Here is a 16,047-nt window from a genome sequence, read left to right on the forward strand (position 1 = left end):
GTGGCGGCCCGCGGCGGCGGCCCGGTCAGCGCCCGATGATGAGGCTCATCGCCTCGGCCCGGGTGGCCGGGTCGCGCAGCTGGCCGCGCACGCAGGAGGTGATCGTCTTGGCCCCGGGCTTGCGGATGCCGCGCATCGACATGCACATGTGCTCGCACTCGACCACGACGATCGCGCCGCGCGGCTCCAGGATCCGCATCAGCGCGTCGGCGACCTGGCTGGTGAGCCGCTCCTGCACCTGCGGCCGGCGGGCGTAGACGTCGACCAGCCGGGCCAGCTTGGACAGCCCGGTGATCTTGCCGGTGGTCGACGGGATGTACCCGACGTGCGCGACGCCCCGGAACGGGACCAGGTGGTGCTCGCAGACGGACGTCAGCTCGATGTCCTTGACCAGCACCATCTCGTCGTGGCCGAGGTCGAAGGTGGTGGTGAGGACGTCCTCGGGCTCCTGCCAGAGGCCCGCGAATATCTCCTTGTACGCCCGTGCCACCCGCGCGGGGGTCTCCAGCAGGCCCTCGCGGTCCGGGTCCTCGCCCACGGCGAGCAGCAGCTCGCGGATGGCGTTCTCGGCCCGCTTCTGGTCGAAGGTGCCGACGGCGGGCGGACCGTCGAGCGTCACCGGGTCGATCATGCGGGCCTCGCTTCTCGTGGGACTGGTCTGGTGGGACTGACTTGGCCGAACAGCACGGATGCCGCGCCTCCAGGGTACAAACCCTGGTGACGCGGCATCCATTCCGTGCGGTGCCGGTGCTTTCGATCAGCCCTCGGCGGGCGGGTCTGCCTGCAGCGGCGGGAGCTTCACCACGTCGGCCGGGGCGGCCTCGACGGCGGCGGCGCCGTTGGTGAGCGCCAGCTCCTTCGGCGACTGGACCGGCGGGCGGGTGGACGGGGTCCGGCGGGCGGAACCGGTCCAGGCCGGACGGGCCGGGCGCTTGACGATCGGGGCGAAGATCTCGGCGATCTGCTCCTTGTTGAGGGTCTCCTTCTCCAGGAGCTCCAGGACCAGGTTGTCGAGCACGTCGCGGTTCTCGACCAGGATCTCCCAGGCCTCGTTGTGCGCGTTCTCGATGAGCTTCTTGACCTCTTCGTCCACCAGCCCGGCGACCTCTTCCGAGTAGTCGCGCTGGTGGCCCATCTCACGGCCCAGGAAGGGCTCGGAGTTGTCGCTGCCGAACTTGATCGCACCGAGGCGCTCGGTCATGCCGTACTGGGTGACCATGGCCCGCGCCGTGGCGGTGGCCTTCTCGATGTCGTTCGAGGCGCCGGTGGTCGGGTCGTGGAAGACCAGCTCCTCCGCCGCGCGGCCGCCCAGCATGTACGCCAGCTGGTCGAGCATCTCGTTGCGGGTGGTGGAGTACTTGTCCTCGTCCGGCAGCACCATGGTGTAACCGAGGGCCCGGCCGCGGGACAGGATGGTGATCTTGTGCACCGGGTCCGCGTTCGGGGAGGCCGCCGCCACCAGGGCGTGACCGCCCTCGTGGTACGCGGTGATCTTCTTCTCCTTCTCGGACATGATCCGCGTGCGCTTCTGCGGACCAGCCACGACGCGGTCGATCGCCTCGTCCAGGATGTTGTTGTCGATCAGCTTCTTGTCCGAGCGGGCGGTCAGCAGCGCCGCCTCGTTCAGGACGTTCGACAGATCGGCACCGGTGAAGCCGGGGGTGCGCTTGGCGACGGCCGAGAGGTCGACGTCGGGCGCGATCGGCTTGCCCTTCTGGTGCACCTTGAGGATGTCCAGACGGCCCTGCAGGTCGGGGCGCTCCACCGCGATCTGGCGGTCGAAGCGGCCCGGGCGCAGCAGCGCCGGGTCGAGGATGTCCGGACGGTTGGTGGCCGCGATCAGGATCACGCCGCCCTTGACGTCGAAGCCGTCCATCTCGACCAGCAGCTGGTTGAGGGTCTGCTCGCGCTCGTCGTGGCCGCCGCCGAGACCCGCACCGCGGTGCCGGCCGACGGCGTCGATCTCGTCGACGAAGACGATCGCCGGGGCGTTCGCCTTGGCCTGCTCGAAGAGGTCGCGGACACGGCTGGCGCCGACACCCACGAACATCTCGACGAAGTCCGAGCCGGAGATCGAGTAGAACGGCACCCCGGCCTCGCCCGCGACGGCACGCGCCAGCAGGGTCTTGCCGGTCCCGGGCGGGCCGTAGAGCAGCACACCCTTGGGGATCTTGGCGCCGACGGCCTGGAACTTGGCGGGCTCCTGCAGGAACTCCTTGATCTCGTGGAGCTCCTCGACCGCCTCGTCCGCGCCGGCGACGTCGGAGAAGGTGGTCTTCGGGGTGTCCTTGGTCAGCAGCTTGGCCTTGGACTTGCCGAACTGCATGACGCGCGAGCCGCCGCCCTGCATCTGGTTCATCAGGAACAGGAAGACCAGCACGATGATCACGATGGGCAGCATCGACAGCAGGAGGCTGACGAGGGTGCTCTGCTTCTCCGGGCTGACGGTGTAGCCCTCGGTGAGCGTGCTCTGGTCGTTGTCGTTGATCTGGGCCTGCAGCTTGTCGGCGATCGCAACACCCTGGTCGCCGATGTAGGAGGCCTGGAACTTGCTGCCGGACTGCGGCTTGCCGGTGCCCACTGCGGGCAGCTTGGCACCGTCCTTCAGCTGGATCTTGATTGTGCTCGAGTCACCCGTGGTGATCTGCGCCGACTTGACCTGCTTCGCGTCGATCGCTGCGACGACCTGCCCGGTGTCCACCGTCTTGTAGCCGTTCGAATCCGAAACGACCTGCATCAGCACGATGACGGCGAGGACGGCCAGCACGATCCACATGATCGGCGCACGGAAGTATCGCTTGACGTCCATCCATGCGGGGCGTTGCCGCCCCGTCCCTCCTGCCACTCAACGGCGCCGCGGGGCTGTGGGCCGCCGGCGCATCCGGTCTGTGCTCATGTGAAGAGCGGTTTTATTGGACCGTACCGCAGTACGACCCGCTCGTGACGGGAGCACAGCGACACGACGTGTTTCTATGTCCCCCCTACCCAACGGGCGGGAACGGCCAACTGTTCCCGCCCGTCGTCCGAACGGGGTCAATCAGCCGCCGTAGACGTGCGGGGCGAGGGTGCCGATGAACGGCAGGTTGCGCAGCTTCTCCGCGTAGTCGAGGCCGTAGCCGACCACGAACTCGTTCGGGATGTCGAAGCCGACGTACTTGACGTCGATCTCGACCTTGGCGGCGTCCGGCTTGCGCAGCAGGGTGCAGACCTCCAGCGAGGCCGGGCCGCGCGAGCCCAGGTTGCCGAGCAGCCAGGACAGCGTCAGACCGGAGTCGATGATGTCCTCGACGATCAGCACGTCACGGCCGGCGATGTCGGTGTCGAGGTCCTTGAGGATCCGCACCACACCGGAGGACTTGGTGCCCATCCCGTAGGAGGAGACGGCCATCCAGTCCATCGTGACCTGCGAGTGCAGGGCGCGGGCGAGGTCGGCCATGACCATCACGGCACCCTTGAGGACGCCGACGATCAGCAGGTCCTTGCCTGCGTAGTCCCGGTCGATGCGCTCGGCCAGCTCCAGGAGCTTCGCGTCGATCTCGTCCTTGCTGATGAGCACCTTCGCGAGGTCAGCGCCCATGTCGTTCTGGTCCACCGGGGATACGTCCTCAAACGTGTCGGGGTCTGGATGGCCGGCGGCCGGCTTCCCCGGGGCACACCAGCCCGTCAGTCGCCCTGTCGCCGAAAGACCAGCGTGCCACACCGCCGGGTGGCTTCGACGCCCCCGGGTAGGTGCAACGGTCCCTGACCCCGCCATCCGGTGACCAGCAGGTCGATCGTTTCGAGGTGGCGGGCGAAGAGGTCCCCGGCCGGGCAGCCCGCGCGCAGCGCCGCCCGGCGCAGCACCCGGCGCCGTACGGCGGGGGGCAGTTCGGCCAGTTTCACGGCGTCCAGGGTGCCTTCGCCCGTACGGAGGTCGCGTTCGGCCAGCGAGGCCCACTGGTCGAGCGCGTCGGCGTCGTCGCGGAACAGCCGGGCGGTGCGGGCGAGCGCCTCGACCACGCCGCCGCCCAGGTGCTTCTCCAGCACCGGCAGCACCTCGTGGCGGACCCGGGAGCGGGTGAAGGCCGGGTCGCAGTTGTGCGGGTCGTCCCAGACCTGGATCGCCTGGGCGGAGCAGGCCTGCCGGGTGGCGGCCCGGTCCAGCTCCAGCAGCGGGCGGCGGTAGCGGCCCTTCTGGGCCGGCATCCCGGCCAGCGAACGGGAGCCGGAGCCGCGGGCCAGGCCCAGCAGGACGGTCTCGGCCTGGTCGTCGCGGGTGTGGCCGAGCAGGACGGCGACCGCGCGGTGGCGCTCGGCGGCCTCGTCCAGGGCGGCGTACCGGGCGTCCCGGGCGGCGGCCTCGGGGCCGCCCTCGCGGCCGACCCGGACCGGGATCGCCTCGACCGGGTCGAGCCCGAGTTCGCGCAGCCGCTCGGCGACCTGGGCGGCGCGGTCGGCGGAGCCGGCCTGGAGGCCGTGGTCGACGGTGACGGCGCCGACCCGCAGGCCGATCTTGGGAGCCTCGAAGGCGGTCGCGATGGCCAGGGCCATGGAGTCCGCGCCGCCGCTGACGGCGACCAGGACCAGCGGCGAACCGGGCGCGGCGGGGGTGCGCGGCAGCCCGGACGGGTGGCGGTGGGCGTTGCCGATCAGCGTGGTGCCGACGGCGGCGACGGCCAGCGGCACGCCGCCGGTGCGCTCGCGCGGCTCGCGGACGGGAACGGTGAAGGTGGAGCCGGCCTCGGCGGCGAGGTCGGTGAGGGTACGGCGGACGGCCAGGCGTATCGCTGCGACGGCGGGGTGTGGGCCCACGGCGGACGACTCCTCGACGGAGGGGACAGGACGGCTGCGGGCGCGGCGGGGACCGCGCTTCCATGAGCGCCGCGTTACCGGGCGCTCACAGATGGTGGCAGAAAGGAGGCAGCCGCTACGCCACCCGCGCCACCGGTACGACCACCGTCCCACGTTCGGGTGAATGGAGAAACGTATCTTCACCCGCCATCTGCACGACTGGACCACCCGTACGAACGGGTTTGACCATCCGCGACCACCCTTCGGACCGAACCCCCCGTCCCGGGCTCCGGAGCACCCGCCCGCGCCGGATCAGCTCGCCCCGGGGGGCGGGCGGGCGGATCACCGCCCCGAGCCGAAGGGGCGCGCCGGTGCCGAGAGGGAGAGCGCGAGGAGGCCGCGAGGCACGAGCGGCATCGGAGCGCCGACCGTCGGCACCGGGTCGGAGCGCCCCGGAGGCGAGCGGGCGAATCACCGCCCCCTCAGCGCGCCACCCGGGCCACCCAGGCGGCCGGGTCGTGGATCTCCTCCTTGGTCGGGAGGGTGTTCGGCGAGGTCCAGACCCGGTTGAAGCCGTCCATCCCGACCTGGTCGACCACGCCCCGGACGAAGACCGCGCCGTCCTGGTACTGGCGGAGCTTGGCGTCCATGCCGAGCAGCCGGCGCAGCACCAGGTCGAGGCGGTTGGCGCCGCGGTCCCGGCGCTGCTGGAACTTCTCCCGGATCTCCGCGACGCTCGGCACCACGGCCGGGCCGACGCCGTCCATCACCACGTCGGCGTGGCCCTCCAGCAGCGACATCACGGCGGTCAGCCGGCCGAGGATCTCGCGCTGGGAGGGCGACTGGACGATCTCCAGCAGTCCGGCGGACGGGGCGCTCTCCGCGCGGCCGCCGAGCCCGGGCAGGCCTCCGCCGAGCGAGCCGGCCGCGTCCCGCAGCCGGTCCAGCAGCGCGCCGGGGTCGACGTCGGTCTCGGACAGGAAGGACTGCACCTCGGACTGGATGTGGTCGCGCAGCCAGGGCACCGCGGTGAACTGGGTGCGGTGGGTCTCCTCGTGCAGGCAGACCCAGAGCCGGAAGTCGGCCGGGTCGACGTCGAGTTCACGCTCGACGTGCACGATGTTCGGCGCCACCAGCAGCAGTCGGCCCGGGCCGGCGGTCTCGGGACCGAGCCGCGGCTTGTCGAACAGGGCGGCGGGGCTGTCCGGCGTCTCCAGCGAGGACTCGGCCGGGGCGAAGGTCTCGTACTGGCCGAGCACCTTGGTGGACAGGAAGGCCAGCAGGGCGCCGACCTCGATACCGGTGGCCTTCTCCCCCACCGTGCCGAAGACGCCGGGGCCGGAACCGTTGGCCCGGCGCGCCTGGAGCTTCTCCACCAGCGGCTGGACGATCGTGCGGAAGCCCGCCACGTTGGCCCGCACCCAGCCCGGGCGGTCCACGATCAGCACCGGGGTCGCGGCCGCCTCGGACAGGCTGCTGGAGCGCATGCCGGTGAACTCCCGGACGTGCTCCTCGGCCTCCAGTGCGTGCCGGCGCAGCTCGGCGACCACGGCGGCCGCCTCGGCGCGGCTCACCTCCGGCCCCGGCCGTACCAGCCTGGTCGCGGTTGCGACCGCGAGATTCCAGTCGACCATGTCAGCACCGCCGCTCGCGCTCGTCATACCCCTCACCGTACGTGCTCTCGTCCGCCGGGGGGAGCCACAGTGGCCGGTCAGTGGCAGCCGCAGGCCGCCAGCCGGGCGACGATGCGGTCCATCGCGGCGCGGGCCGAGTCGACGGGGGCGCTGGTCCGGGTCATCACCGCGAAGGAGAGCAGCCGCCCCTCGGCGTCCACCACGGTGCCCGCCAGGGTGTTGACGCCGCTGAGGCTGCCGGTCTTGGCGCGGACCAGCCCGGCCGCGTCGGCGGCGCCGGAGCCGGCGCCGAACCGCTTGCCGAGGGTGCCGGTGAAGCCGGCGATCGGCAGACCGGTCATCACCGGGCGCAGTGCGGGGTGCTGGTCGGAGGCGGCCAGCGCGAGCAGCCGGACCAGCACGACCGGCGGGATCGCGTTGCCGGTGTGCAGGCCGCTGCCGTCGTTGATCGCCACGCCGTTCATCGGCACGCCGAGCCGGGCGAGTTCCTGGGTGACGGCGGTGGAGGCGCCCTCGAAGCCGGCCGGCTGGTGGGCGGCGAGCGCGGCCTGACGGGCGATCGCCTCGGCGAGGGTGTTGTCGGAGGTGGTCAGCATCCGCTCGACGAGCCGCGCCATGGTCGGCGAGTCCACCCGGCCGAGCACCGGGGCGTCGGCCGCGGCCGGGGCGGCGGCCTGCTTGGCCTTGCCCTGGACGGTGATGCCCTGGGACTTCAGCAGGGCGGCGAAGGCCTCGGCGGCCTGGCCTGCCGGATCGGCGTACCGGGCCGGGGCGTCCTCGCGGCTCTTCGGGTCGACCTTGGCCTCGTCCACCATCAGCGGGGTGACGAGCGCGATGTTCTCCCCGTCGTGGTTCTTGTGCTGCGGGCTGCCCGAGTAGAGCGAGAGGTCGTAGTCCAGGGTGACGGTGGTGGTGCCGGCGGCCTTCAGGGCGGCGGCGGTCTGCCGGGCCAGCGCGTCCAGTGAGGCGGGGGCGGTGTCGGGGTCGGCGGGCAGGCCGGCGATCTGCACCTGGTCGGCGGGGAGCGCGGTCAGGGTCGGGTCGCCACCACCCACGAGGGTGATCCCGCCGGGAGCCGCGCCCTTGACGACCCGGGTGGTCAGCCGGGTGTCCGCCGGGATCAGCGAGAGGGCAGCCACCGAGGTGGCCAGCTTGGTGGTGGAGGCCGGCGTGGCCGGGGTGTTCTCGCCGCTGCCGTACAGCAGCCTGCCGTCGGCGGCGTCCGCGACGGCGAGGCTGACGGTGCCGAGGTTCCGGTCGGCGAGCGCGGTGGCGAGCGCCTGCTGGAGGCCCTGGGCGGTGGGCAGTCCGGTGCCCGGGCCGACCTCGGCGGTGGCGAGCACCGTGCCCGCGGCGGGCGCCGGGCGGGCCGCGCCGGGCGTGCCGGTGGCGGCGGGCGTACCGGTGGCCGCGCCGGGCGTGCCGGTGGCGGCGGGCGTACCGGTGGCCGCGCCGGGCGTGCCGGTGCCGCCGGCGGCGGGTGTGGTGGACCCGCCGGGGGAGGGTGTCCCGCTCGGTGTCGCGGAAGGCTGCGCGTACGCACCACCCGAGGTCAGCACCGTCCCGGCGACCAGGAGCGCCGTCCCGAACAGCCCCGCCGCCGTCCCCCGACGGCGACGCCCCGCCCCAGCCCCTGCTCGCACGACCCGGCCCCTTTCCTGAGCACCCACTCCCGTAGGAGACACTTGGATTCTGTCAGTACCTACCTTGGAGGAACCGTTGGAGTTCGACGTCCTGATCGAGATCCCGAAGGGCTCCCGCAACAAGTACGAGGTCGACCACGAGACCGGTCGCCTTCGTCTTGACCGGATGCTCTTCACCTCGACCCGTTACCCGGCCGACTACGGCTACGTCGAGGGCACCCTCGCGGACGACGGCGACCCGCTGGACGCGCTGGTCATCCTGGAGGAGCCGACCTTCCCCGGCTGCCTGATCAAGTGCCGCGTCATCGGCATGTTCAAGATGACGGACGAGGCCGGCGGCGACGACAAGCTGCTCTGCGTCCCGGCGACGGACCCGCGCTGGGAGCACCTGCAGGACATCCACCACGTGTCGGAGTTCGACCGCCTGGAGATCCAGCACTTCTTCGAGGTCTACAAGGACCTGGAGCCCGGCAAGTCGGTCGAGGGTGCCAACTGGGTCGGCCGCGCCGAGGCCGAGGCCGAGGTCACCGCGTCGATCAAGCGGCTGGCGGAGCAGGGCGGCCACTGAGCCGAGCCGTGCCGATCCCGTCCGCCCGGCGGCGCGTCCGCCGGAGCGGTTCGAGGTAGGTCGGGGCAGTCGGAGGCCGGGGTTCGCGGGGTTGTCCCGCGGACCCCGGCCTTCGCCGTGTCCGGGGCCGGTCCGGCGGGCGCGGATCTTCCCGACACCCTGTCGGCATCATGCGAGATTAGGCTAGGCTAACCAAAGCAATCGGGGGCGTTCTCGATCTCTGGAGGCCCGCATGCCCATACCCGAGCAGCCCGTCCCGTTCTCCACCGTCCTGCGCACCGCGAGCAGTGCTGAACACGAGGCCGCGGAGCAGTCCTCGTTCATGAGCCGGCTCCTCGGCGGGCACCTCGGCGTCGACGCCTACGCCGACCTCACCGGCCAGCTCTGGTACGTCTACCGCGCCCTGGAGGGCCGGGCCGCCGAGCTGGCGGAGCACCCGGTGGCCGGGCCGTTCATCGACGCGGCGCTGATGCGGACCGCCGCCATCGAGCGCGACCTGGCGCACCTGCTCGGGCCCGGGTGGCGCGACGCGCTGGAGCCGCTGCCCGCCACCGCCGCGTACACGGCCCGGGTGGAGGAGCTGGCCGAGCAGTGGCCGGCCGGGTACGTCGCGCACCACTACACCCGCTACCTGGGCGACCTGTCGGGTGGTCAGATCATCCGCGGCATCGCGGAGAAGACCTGGGGCTTCGAGCGCAAGGGCGACGGCGTGCGGTTCTACGTCTTCGAGGAGGTCGGCAACCCGGCCGCCTTCAAGCGCGACTACCGGGCCAAGCTGGACGCCGCCGGGCTGGTGCTGGACGAGATCGAGCGCCGCCGGGTGGTCGAGGAGTGCAAGCTGGCGTTCCGGCTCAACGGCGCGATCTTCCAGGACCTGGACGCGCGGTACCCGCTGAGCGCGTGAACCGCTCTGCACGGCGAACGGGGACGGCCCCGGCGAGCAACCGCTCGCCGGGGCTGTTCCGTCGGGCCGCCGACCCGGGACCGTCGGGTCGGCGGCCGGTCGTCAGGCCCGGACCGCGCCGCGGCGGCGGGCCAGCACGGTGGCGCCGCCACCGGCCAGCAGCAGGCCGCCGGCGGTGGCCAGCAGCGGGACCACCGGGGTGGAGGAGCCGGTGGAGGCCAGCACGCCGGAGCCGCCGAGCGAGGCGCCGCCCGAGGTGGTGAGCGAGGCGCCGCCGACCGAGCCCGCACCGGTGCCCGTGCCGGTGCCGGTGCCGCCCGCGGTGGTGCCGCCCGCCGTGCCGCCGCCGGCCGGGGCCGAGGGCAGCGGGGCGCTCTTGTCGAAGGCCAGCGAGACGGTGACCGGGTCGAGCACCTCGCCCGCCGGGTAGTTGGCGAAGGCCGGGACGCCGTCGGCGGTCAGCACGGCCGGGACGGCGGTGAGCGTCACCACGCCGTTGACCGGCGTGAGGTCCGCCTTGGACAGGTCGAGCTTGGCGATCCGGGCGCCGGACAGCGCGGTCGTCCTGCCGTCCAGCGACTTGGCGTTGACGTCGGCGGTCAGGAAGGCACCGTCCTTGGCGATGCTCAGGCCGAGCTTCGAGAAGGTGGTGTCCAGCTGGTGGCCGCCGGCCGCGGGGTGGCCGAGGAAGCGGACCGAGCCGGCGAAGCCCGCCGACAGCGCGTGGGTCCTGGTGTTGTAGCTGCCGGTCGCGTTGCCGAAGCGGTAGTCGGCCGCGCCGCCGCCGAACTCGACCTTGCCGTTGGCCACCGGGCTCTGCAGGTACTTGCGGAAGCTCTCCTTGACCTTCCAGTCCAGGGTGCCGTTGACGACGGCGAGTTCACCGGCGGCGGCCGGCGGGGTGGTGGACGTGGTGGTGGCGGACGGCGTCCCGCTCGGGGAGCCGGTCGCGGACGGCGAGCCGGTCGCGGACGGGCTGCCGGTCGCGGACGGCGAGCCGGAGGCGCTCGGCGACTGGGTGGCCGACGGGGAGCCCGACGTGGTCGGCGACTGGGTGGCCGACGGGGAGCCGGTGGCCGTCGGCGAGCCCGTCGCGGTCGGCGTGGCGGTCTCCGTCGGCGTGGCGGTCGGGGTCGGGGTCGGCGTGGCGGTCGGGGACGGGGTCGCCGGGCTCTGCTTGAGCACCAGCGACAGCGGGTCCATCACGGTGTCGGCCGGGTAGCTCCCGAGGATCTTGGCGCCCTCCGCGGTGAGCTTGGTCTCCGTCGGGACACCGGTCGTGGTGTCCCGGCCGACGGTGAAGGTCACCAGGGGGACGTCGTCGCGCTTCGTCACCTCGGGGGAGCCGATCGTCTCCGTGCCGCTGGTGTCGGCGGTGATCCGGCCGGTCGTCCCCGCGGTGACGATCTTCAGGTCGGTGAACGTCAGGTCCAGCGCGCCGTGGTGGGCGGTGAACCGGACGCCGCCCTTGAAACCGGCCTTGAGCTCGTGCGTGCCCATGTCGTACGTGGCGCTCGCCAGGCCGAAGCGGAAGCTGCCGTCGGCGTTGGTGGTGGCGCCGCCGCTCAGCTCGATCGCACCCTGGCCGATCGGCCCCGTCACGTAGCTGCGGAAGCTGGCCTTCACGCCCCAGTCCAGCGAACCGGTGTCGTAGGTGACGGTGCTCGGCGCACCGGCGCCGAACGCCAGGGCGGGAGCACCGGCGGCGGCCAGGGCGAGACCGGCGGTGACGGCGGCCAGGGCGGCCATCCGGGTGCGGTTGCGGCGGCCGGCCGGGGGCAGGGCGGTGCTGCGGGACATGGGGGACTCCGTTCGGTGAGGCGGGGGAAGGGTGGGGCGGCCGTCAGGCCGCGTCGGCCGGCTCGGCGGCCTGGGGGTCCGCCGGCTCGGCGCGGCGCCGGCGGAGGGTGTACACGGCACCGGCCGCGGCGAGCGCCGCCGCCAGCACACCGCCGGCCACCACGGCCGCCGTCGGCACGCCGCCCGAACCGCCCGCGTCGGAGGACGCGGCGACCGGTGCGGCGGAGGGCGAGGCGGTGACCGGGGCGCTGCCGATGTCGGGCAGCGGCGGGAGGGCCGCGGCCGGGTCGAGCGCGACGGCGAAGCTCAGCGGGTCCATCGCGGTGCCCGCCGGGTAGAGGCCGCCGAAGGCCTTGGCGCCCGACTCGCCGAGCTTCAGCGGGAGTTCGACGGCCTTGAGCAGACCGCCCTCGGGCTTCAGTCCGGCCGGGTCGAAGGTGCCCAGCTCGACGCCGGTGAGCTGCTGGGTGGCACCGTCCGGCGTGCGGCCGGAGACGTCGGCGAGCAGCCGCCCCTGGCCGTCGGCGATCGTCACGCAGGGGTTGGCCAGGGTGAGGTCCAGGCCGTAGGTCTCACCGGTCTTCATGCCGGTGAAGCGGACGCTGCCGGTGAAGGCGGCGGTCAGCGCGCCGGTCGCCGGGTCGTAGCCGCCCTTGGCCGGGGTCCAGCGGAAGAAGGCGCCGCCGTCCGCCGCACCGCCGGTGAGCTCCCAGCGGCCCTGGGCGATCGAGCCGGTGACGTAGTCGCGGAAGGTCCGCCGGACGCCCCAGTCGAGCGCGCCGTTGCCGAACTCCGTCCGGGCGGCGGCCTCCGGGGTCGCGGGCGGGGCGGTCGGCTCGGCGGTCGGCGCCGGTGCGGTGGCCGGCGTCGTGGCCGGTGCGGTGGCCGGGGCGGCGGTCGGCGTGGGCGTCCCGGTCGGGGTCGGCGCGGCGGCCGTCGGGGCCGTCGAGGGTGCCGCCGAACCCGACTGGGCGGCCGGGAGGTTGACCGAGAGGTTGACCGGGTCGAGCGCGGTCCCCGCGGTGTAGAAGTTGCCGAAGGCCTTGGCCCCGGCGTCGGTCAGCGTCGCCGGGACACCGCTGAGCGTCAGGGTGCCGGCCGCGCCGCGCAGGTCGACGCCGGCCAGCGAGAGGTCGGCCAGCTTGGCCTGGCTCGCGCTGCTGACCTGGCCGGTCTCCTTGGACTTGCTGCTGACGTCCGCGTACAGCCCGGCCGCGCCGCCCGCGGCGGCCCGGAAGGTGAGCCGCCCGACGCTCAGGTCGAGCGCGTTGACGCCGTTCTCCTGGTGCCCGGTGAACCGGACCCCGCCGGAGAACGCGGCGGTCAGCGCACCGGTCGCCGGGTCGTAGGTGCCGTTCGCGGAGTGGAACCGGAAGCCGCTGCCGGAGACCGTGGCCGCTCCCCCGGTCAGCGCCCAACTCCCCTTGGCGATCGGCCCGGTGACGTAGGTCAGGAAGGACTGCTTGATCCCCCAGTCGAGCCGCCCGCCGGAGACCTTCCCCTCCGCCGCCACCGCCTGGCCGGGCAGCACCACGACCGTCATCAGGGCCGCGAGGGCGGCCACCAGGGTGGCGGCCAGGCGGCGTAGGCGGCTGGGCAGAGGCACGCGGATCACTCCTCGGCGCGACGGGGCAAGGGGAGTCGGTACACCACCGACCCCCTTGCGATATTGAGGTAAGGCTAACCTAATATATGAGTCAAGAGCCCCGCCGACCGCCCCCCTCCACATGGCGCACGGCGGGGACAACTCCCAGCGAAGGGGCCCATGTTGAGCAGCAGTACCACCCGAACCCGGGCGGCCACCGGGCCCGCCCTCCTGCTGCTCGCCCTCGGCCTGCTGCTCGCCCTGACCGCCTGCGGCCCGTCCGCCGGCTCCGCCGGCGCGGCCACCGGAGCGGGCACCTCGAAGGCCCCGGACACGGTCGAACCGCTGCCCGGCGAGCCCGCCCCGCAACTCCCCGCCACCGCGGCCTCCGCCGACGGCCGACAGGTCACCGTCGCCAGCGCCGACCGGATCATCCCGCTCAACGGCAGCCTGGCCGAGATCGTGTTCAGCCTGGGCCTCGGTCCCAGGGTGGTCGCCCGGGACGTCTCCACCACCTTCCAGCAGGCCGCCGCCCTGCCGGTGATCACCCAGGCGCACGACGTCTCGGCCGAGGGCGTGCTCTCGATGCACCCGACCGTCGTCCTCGCCGACCGCTCCACCGGCCCCGCCGAGGCGATCGACCAGATCCGCGCCGCCGGCGTCCCGCTGATCGTGCTGGACGACGCCAAGAAGCTCGGCGACGTCGGCCCCCGCATCGACACGGTCGCCGCCGCCCTCGGGGTCCCCGACTCCGGACGGCAGCTCAAGGAGCGCACCGAGCAGCGGATCACCGAGGCCGGGGCCGCCCTGCCCGCCGTCGACCGCCACCCCAAGGTCGCCTTCCTCTACCTGCGCGGCAGCGCCTCGGTCTTCCTGCTCGGCGGCCCGGCCTCCGGCGCCGGCTCGCTGATCGAGGCCGTCGGCGGCACGGACGCCGGCACCGCCGCCGGACTCTCCGGCGACTTCACCCCGCTCACCAGCGAGGCCCTGGTCAAGGCGGCACCCGACGCGATCCTGGTGATGAGCAAGGGACTCGAATCCGTCGGCGGCGTCGACGGCCTGCTCAAGCTGCCCGGCGTCGCCCAGACCCCGGCCGGACTGGACCGCCGGATCGTCTCGATCGAGGACGGCCAGCTGCTCAGCTACGGCCCGCGCACCCCCCAGGTCATCCGCGAGATCGCCGAACAGCTCTACCCGACGGGCGCCAAGTGACCACCGCCCCGCCCCAGGCCGCCGCCGTGCAGAAGAAGTCCGCCCCGCCGGCCGGGCCCCGGAGCCGGAGCCGGAGCCGGAGCCGGACCACCCTGGTCATCGCCGGACTGGCCGCCGCCCTGGTGGTCTGCGCCCTGCTCGCGGCCGGCATCGGCGCCTACCGCATCCCGCTCGGCGACATCCTCGCCTCCTTCGCCCACCGGCTCGGCCTCGGCGGCCACCCGCTCGACCGCGTCCCCGAGTCGGTGCTCTGGAACGTGCGCCTCCCCCGGGTGGTGCTGGCCCTGCTGGTCGGCGGCTCGCTCGGCTGCGCGGGCGCCCTGATGCAGGGCGTCTTCGGCAACCCGCTCGCCGAACCCGCGGTGATCGGCGTCTCCTCCGGCGGCGCGGTCGGCGCGGTCGCCTGCATCGTGCTCGGCCTGGACGCCTTCGGGAACTGGACGATCACCGCCTTCGCCTTCGCCACCGGCCTGCTGACGGTCTTCGCGGTGTACGCGATGTCGCGCTCCGGCGGCCGCACCGAGGTGGTCACCCTGATCCTCACCGGCGTCGCGGTGAACGCCTTCTGCGGCGCGCTGATCGGCCTCTTCCTGTTCACCGCCGACTCCGCCGCGATCAACCAGGTCACCTTCTGGCAGCTCGGCTCGCTCTCCCAGGCCACCTGGGGCAAGGTGCTGGCCGTCCTGCCGTTCGCACTCGTCGGCCTGGCCCTCGCCCCCCGCTACGCACGGCCGTTGGACCTGCTGGCGCTCGGCGAACGGCCGGCCCGCCACCTCGGCGTCGACGTCGAGCGGATGCGCCTGGTGCTGATCACCCTGGTCGCGCTGCTCACCGCCGCCGCCGTCGCGGTCAGCGGCATCATCAGCTTCGTCGGCCTGGTCGTCCCGCACCTGCTGCGGATGGTGGCCGGACCGGGCCACCGGTTCCTGCTGCCCGCCTCCGCCCTCGGCGGTGCGCTCGTCCTGGTCGCCGCCGACCTCGCCGCCCGCACCCTGGCCGAGCCCGCCGAACTCCCGCTCGGCGTGCTCACCGCACTGATCGGCAGCCCGTTCTTCTTCTGGCTGCTGCGCCGCACCCGGACCAAGCAGGGAGGCTGGGCATGAGGCTGCGAACCCGCCCCGACGTACCCGGACGCCCCGCCCCGGGCACCGAACTCCTCACCGCCGAGGCCGTCCGGCTGACGGTCGGCGGGCGCGAGCTGCTCACCGGCGCGGACGTCCGGGTGACGGCCGGCGAGGTGGTCGCCCTGCTCGGGCCGAACGGCGCCGGCAAGTCCACCCTGCTCTCCGTCCTGGCCGGCGACCTCGCGCCGACCTCCGGCGAGGTCCGGCTGCTCGGCCGCCCGCTGGCCGGCTACCGGCCCCCCGAGCTCGCCCGGCACCGCGCCCTGCTGCCGCAGTCGGCCGCGCTGTCCTTCCCGTTCCCGGCGGACGAGGTGGTCCGGATGGGCCGCGCGCCCTGGTCCGGCACGGCGGCCGCCGCCGAGGACGACGCGGTGGTCGGCGGGGCGATGGCCGCGACCGAGTCCACCGCCTTCACCGGGCGGCCGTTCACCGCGCTCTCCGGCGGCGAGCGGGCCCGGGTGGCCCTGGCCCGGGTGCTGGCCCAGCGGACCCCGCTGCTGCTGCTCGACGAGCCCACCGCCGCGCTCGACCTGCGCCACCAGGAGCTGGTGCTGCGGGTCGCCCGCGAACGGGCGGCCGCCGGGGACGGCGTGGTCGTCGTCCTGCACGACCTGTCGCTGGCGGCGGCCTACGCGGACCGGGTGGTGCTGCTGACCGGCGGCACCACCGTCGCGGACGGGCCGGTGGCCGAGGTGCTGCGCGCGCCGCTGCTCAGCGAGGTCTACGGCCACCCGGTCGAGGTCCTGCCGCACCCGCGCACCGGCGTCCCGCTGGTGCTGCCCGAACGCGGCTGAGGCCGGCCGGCGC

General features: G+C 73.7%; 13 protein-coding genes. 5 read left to right on the plus strand and 8 right to left on the minus strand.

Annotation, left to right across the window (positions count from 1 at the left end):
- Positions 1–25 precede the first annotated feature (25 nt).
- The 6 genes from folE to dacB form a co-directional block, all read right to left on the minus strand.
- Entirely contained in the window at positions 26–631 is a 606-nt protein-coding gene (folE, locus tag AC067J_RS39200) for a GTP cyclohydrolase I FolE (RefSeq protein WP_478307580.1), read from the minus strand.
- A gap of 126 nt (positions 632–757) precedes the next feature.
- Positions 758–2,809, minus strand: a complete 2,052-nt coding sequence (gene ftsH, locus AC067J_RS39205) for an ATP-dependent zinc metalloprotease FtsH (protein ID WP_478307581.1) — start codon at positions 2,807–2,809, stop codon at positions 758–760.
- A gap of 228 nt (positions 2,810–3,037) precedes the next feature.
- Positions 3,038–3,592, minus strand: a complete 555-nt coding sequence (hpt, locus tag AC067J_RS39210; protein ID WP_030059589.1) for a hypoxanthine phosphoribosyltransferase — start codon at positions 3,590–3,592, stop codon at positions 3,038–3,040.
- A 71-nt stretch (positions 3,593–3,663) separates the two neighbouring features.
- The gene (tilS, locus tag AC067J_RS39215; RefSeq protein ID WP_478307582.1) at positions 3,664–4,791 is read right to left on the minus strand and encodes a tRNA lysidine(34) synthetase TilS; all 1,128 of its coding nucleotides are present in this window, start codon (positions 4,789–4,791) and stop codon (positions 3,664–3,666) included.
- 461 nt (positions 4,792–5,252) lie between these two features.
- Positions 5,253–6,431: a zinc-dependent metalloprotease gene (locus AC067J_RS39220; RefSeq protein WP_478307583.1), complete on the minus strand. Its 1,179-nt coding sequence runs from the start codon at positions 6,429–6,431 to the stop codon at positions 5,253–5,255.
- A 50-nt stretch (positions 6,432–6,481) separates the two neighbouring features.
- Positions 6,482–8,047 carry a D-alanyl-D-alanine carboxypeptidase/D-alanyl-D-alanine endopeptidase gene (gene dacB / locus AC067J_RS39225; protein ID WP_478307584.1) on the minus strand — a complete coding sequence of 522 codons (1,566 nt, stop codon included), beginning with the start codon at positions 8,045–8,047 and terminating at the stop codon, positions 6,482–6,484.
- A 76-nt stretch (positions 8,048–8,123) separates the two neighbouring features.
- Here dacB and AC067J_RS39230 point away from each other — a divergent pair, with 76 nt between their 5' ends.
- Together AC067J_RS39230 and AC067J_RS39235 are read left to right on the plus strand one after the other, a co-directional pair.
- Positions 8,124–8,615: an inorganic diphosphatase gene (locus tag AC067J_RS39230; protein WP_148643392.1), complete on the plus strand. Its 492-nt coding sequence runs from the start codon at positions 8,124–8,126 to the stop codon at positions 8,613–8,615.
- Between the two features lie 232 nt (positions 8,616–8,847).
- Complete coding sequence (locus tag AC067J_RS39235) at positions 8,848–9,519, plus strand: biliverdin-producing heme oxygenase (protein WP_478307585.1); 672 nt, start codon at positions 8,848–8,850, stop codon at positions 9,517–9,519.
- A 102-nt stretch (positions 9,520–9,621) separates the two neighbouring features.
- On the opposite strand, the gene AC067J_RS39240 is transcribed toward AC067J_RS39235, so the two are convergent.
- The gene (locus tag AC067J_RS39240) at positions 9,622–11,319 is read right to left on the minus strand and encodes an HtaA domain-containing protein (RefSeq protein WP_478307586.1); all 1,698 of its coding nucleotides are present in this window, start codon (positions 11,317–11,319) and stop codon (positions 9,622–9,624) included.
- Between the two features lie 43 nt (positions 11,320–11,362).
- Complete coding sequence (locus tag AC067J_RS39245) at positions 11,363–12,925, minus strand: HtaA domain-containing protein (RefSeq protein WP_478307587.1); 1,563 nt, start codon at positions 12,923–12,925, stop codon at positions 11,363–11,365.
- A gap of 159 nt (positions 12,926–13,084) precedes the next feature.
- Here AC067J_RS39245 and AC067J_RS39250 point away from each other — a divergent pair, with 159 nt between their 5' ends.
- Genes AC067J_RS39250 through AC067J_RS39260 form a run of 3 tightly spaced genes read left to right on the plus strand, consistent with a single transcriptional unit; the run spans position 13,085 to position 16,034 of the window.
- Positions 13,085–14,116, plus strand: coding sequence for a heme/hemin ABC transporter substrate-binding protein (locus AC067J_RS39250; RefSeq protein ID WP_478307588.1), 1,032 nt, complete (start codon positions 13,085–13,087; stop codon positions 14,114–14,116).
- On the plus strand, positions 14,113–15,219 hold the full coding sequence (locus AC067J_RS39255) for a FecCD family ABC transporter permease (RefSeq protein WP_478307589.1): 1,107 nt from the start codon (positions 14,113–14,115) through the stop codon (positions 15,217–15,219). The genes AC067J_RS39250 and AC067J_RS39255 overlap by 4 nt, the downstream gene beginning before the upstream one ends.
- Positions 15,216–16,034, plus strand: coding sequence for a heme ABC transporter ATP-binding protein (locus tag AC067J_RS39260; RefSeq protein ID WP_478307590.1), 819 nt, complete (start codon positions 15,216–15,218; stop codon positions 16,032–16,034). Before AC067J_RS39255 ends, AC067J_RS39260 begins: the two co-directional genes overlap by 4 nt.
- The last annotated feature ends 13 nt before the right edge of the window (positions 16,035–16,047 follow it).

It is taken from the genome of Kitasatospora sp. NPDC042419, from assembly GCF_056437345.1.

Bases quoted from the DNA above. Each gene is read 5' to 3' on its own strand.
- folE (WP_478307580.1), bottom strand. From the start codon at position 631: ATGATCGACCCGGTGACGCTCGACGGTCCGCCCGCCGTCGGCACCTTC.
- ftsH (WP_478307581.1), bottom strand. From the start codon at position 2,809: ATGGACGTCAAGCGATACTTCCGTGCGCCGATCATGTGGATCGTGCTG.
- AC067J_RS39220 (WP_478307583.1), bottom strand. From the start codon at position 6,431: ATGACGAGCGCGAGCGGCGGTGCTGACATGGTCGACTGGAATCTCGCG.
- AC067J_RS39235 (WP_478307585.1), top strand. From the start codon at position 8,848: ATGCCCATACCCGAGCAGCCCGTCCCGTTCTCCACCGTCCTGCGCACC.
- AC067J_RS39240 (WP_478307586.1), bottom strand. From the start codon at position 11,319: ATGTCCCGCAGCACCGCCCTGCCCCCGGCCGGCCGCCGCAACCGCACC.
- AC067J_RS39250 (WP_478307588.1), top strand. From the start codon at position 13,085: ATGTTGAGCAGCAGTACCACCCGAACCCGGGCGGCCACCGGGCCCGCC.
- AC067J_RS39260 (WP_478307590.1), top strand. From the start codon at position 15,216: ATGAGGCTGCGAACCCGCCCCGACGTACCCGGACGCCCCGCCCCGGGC.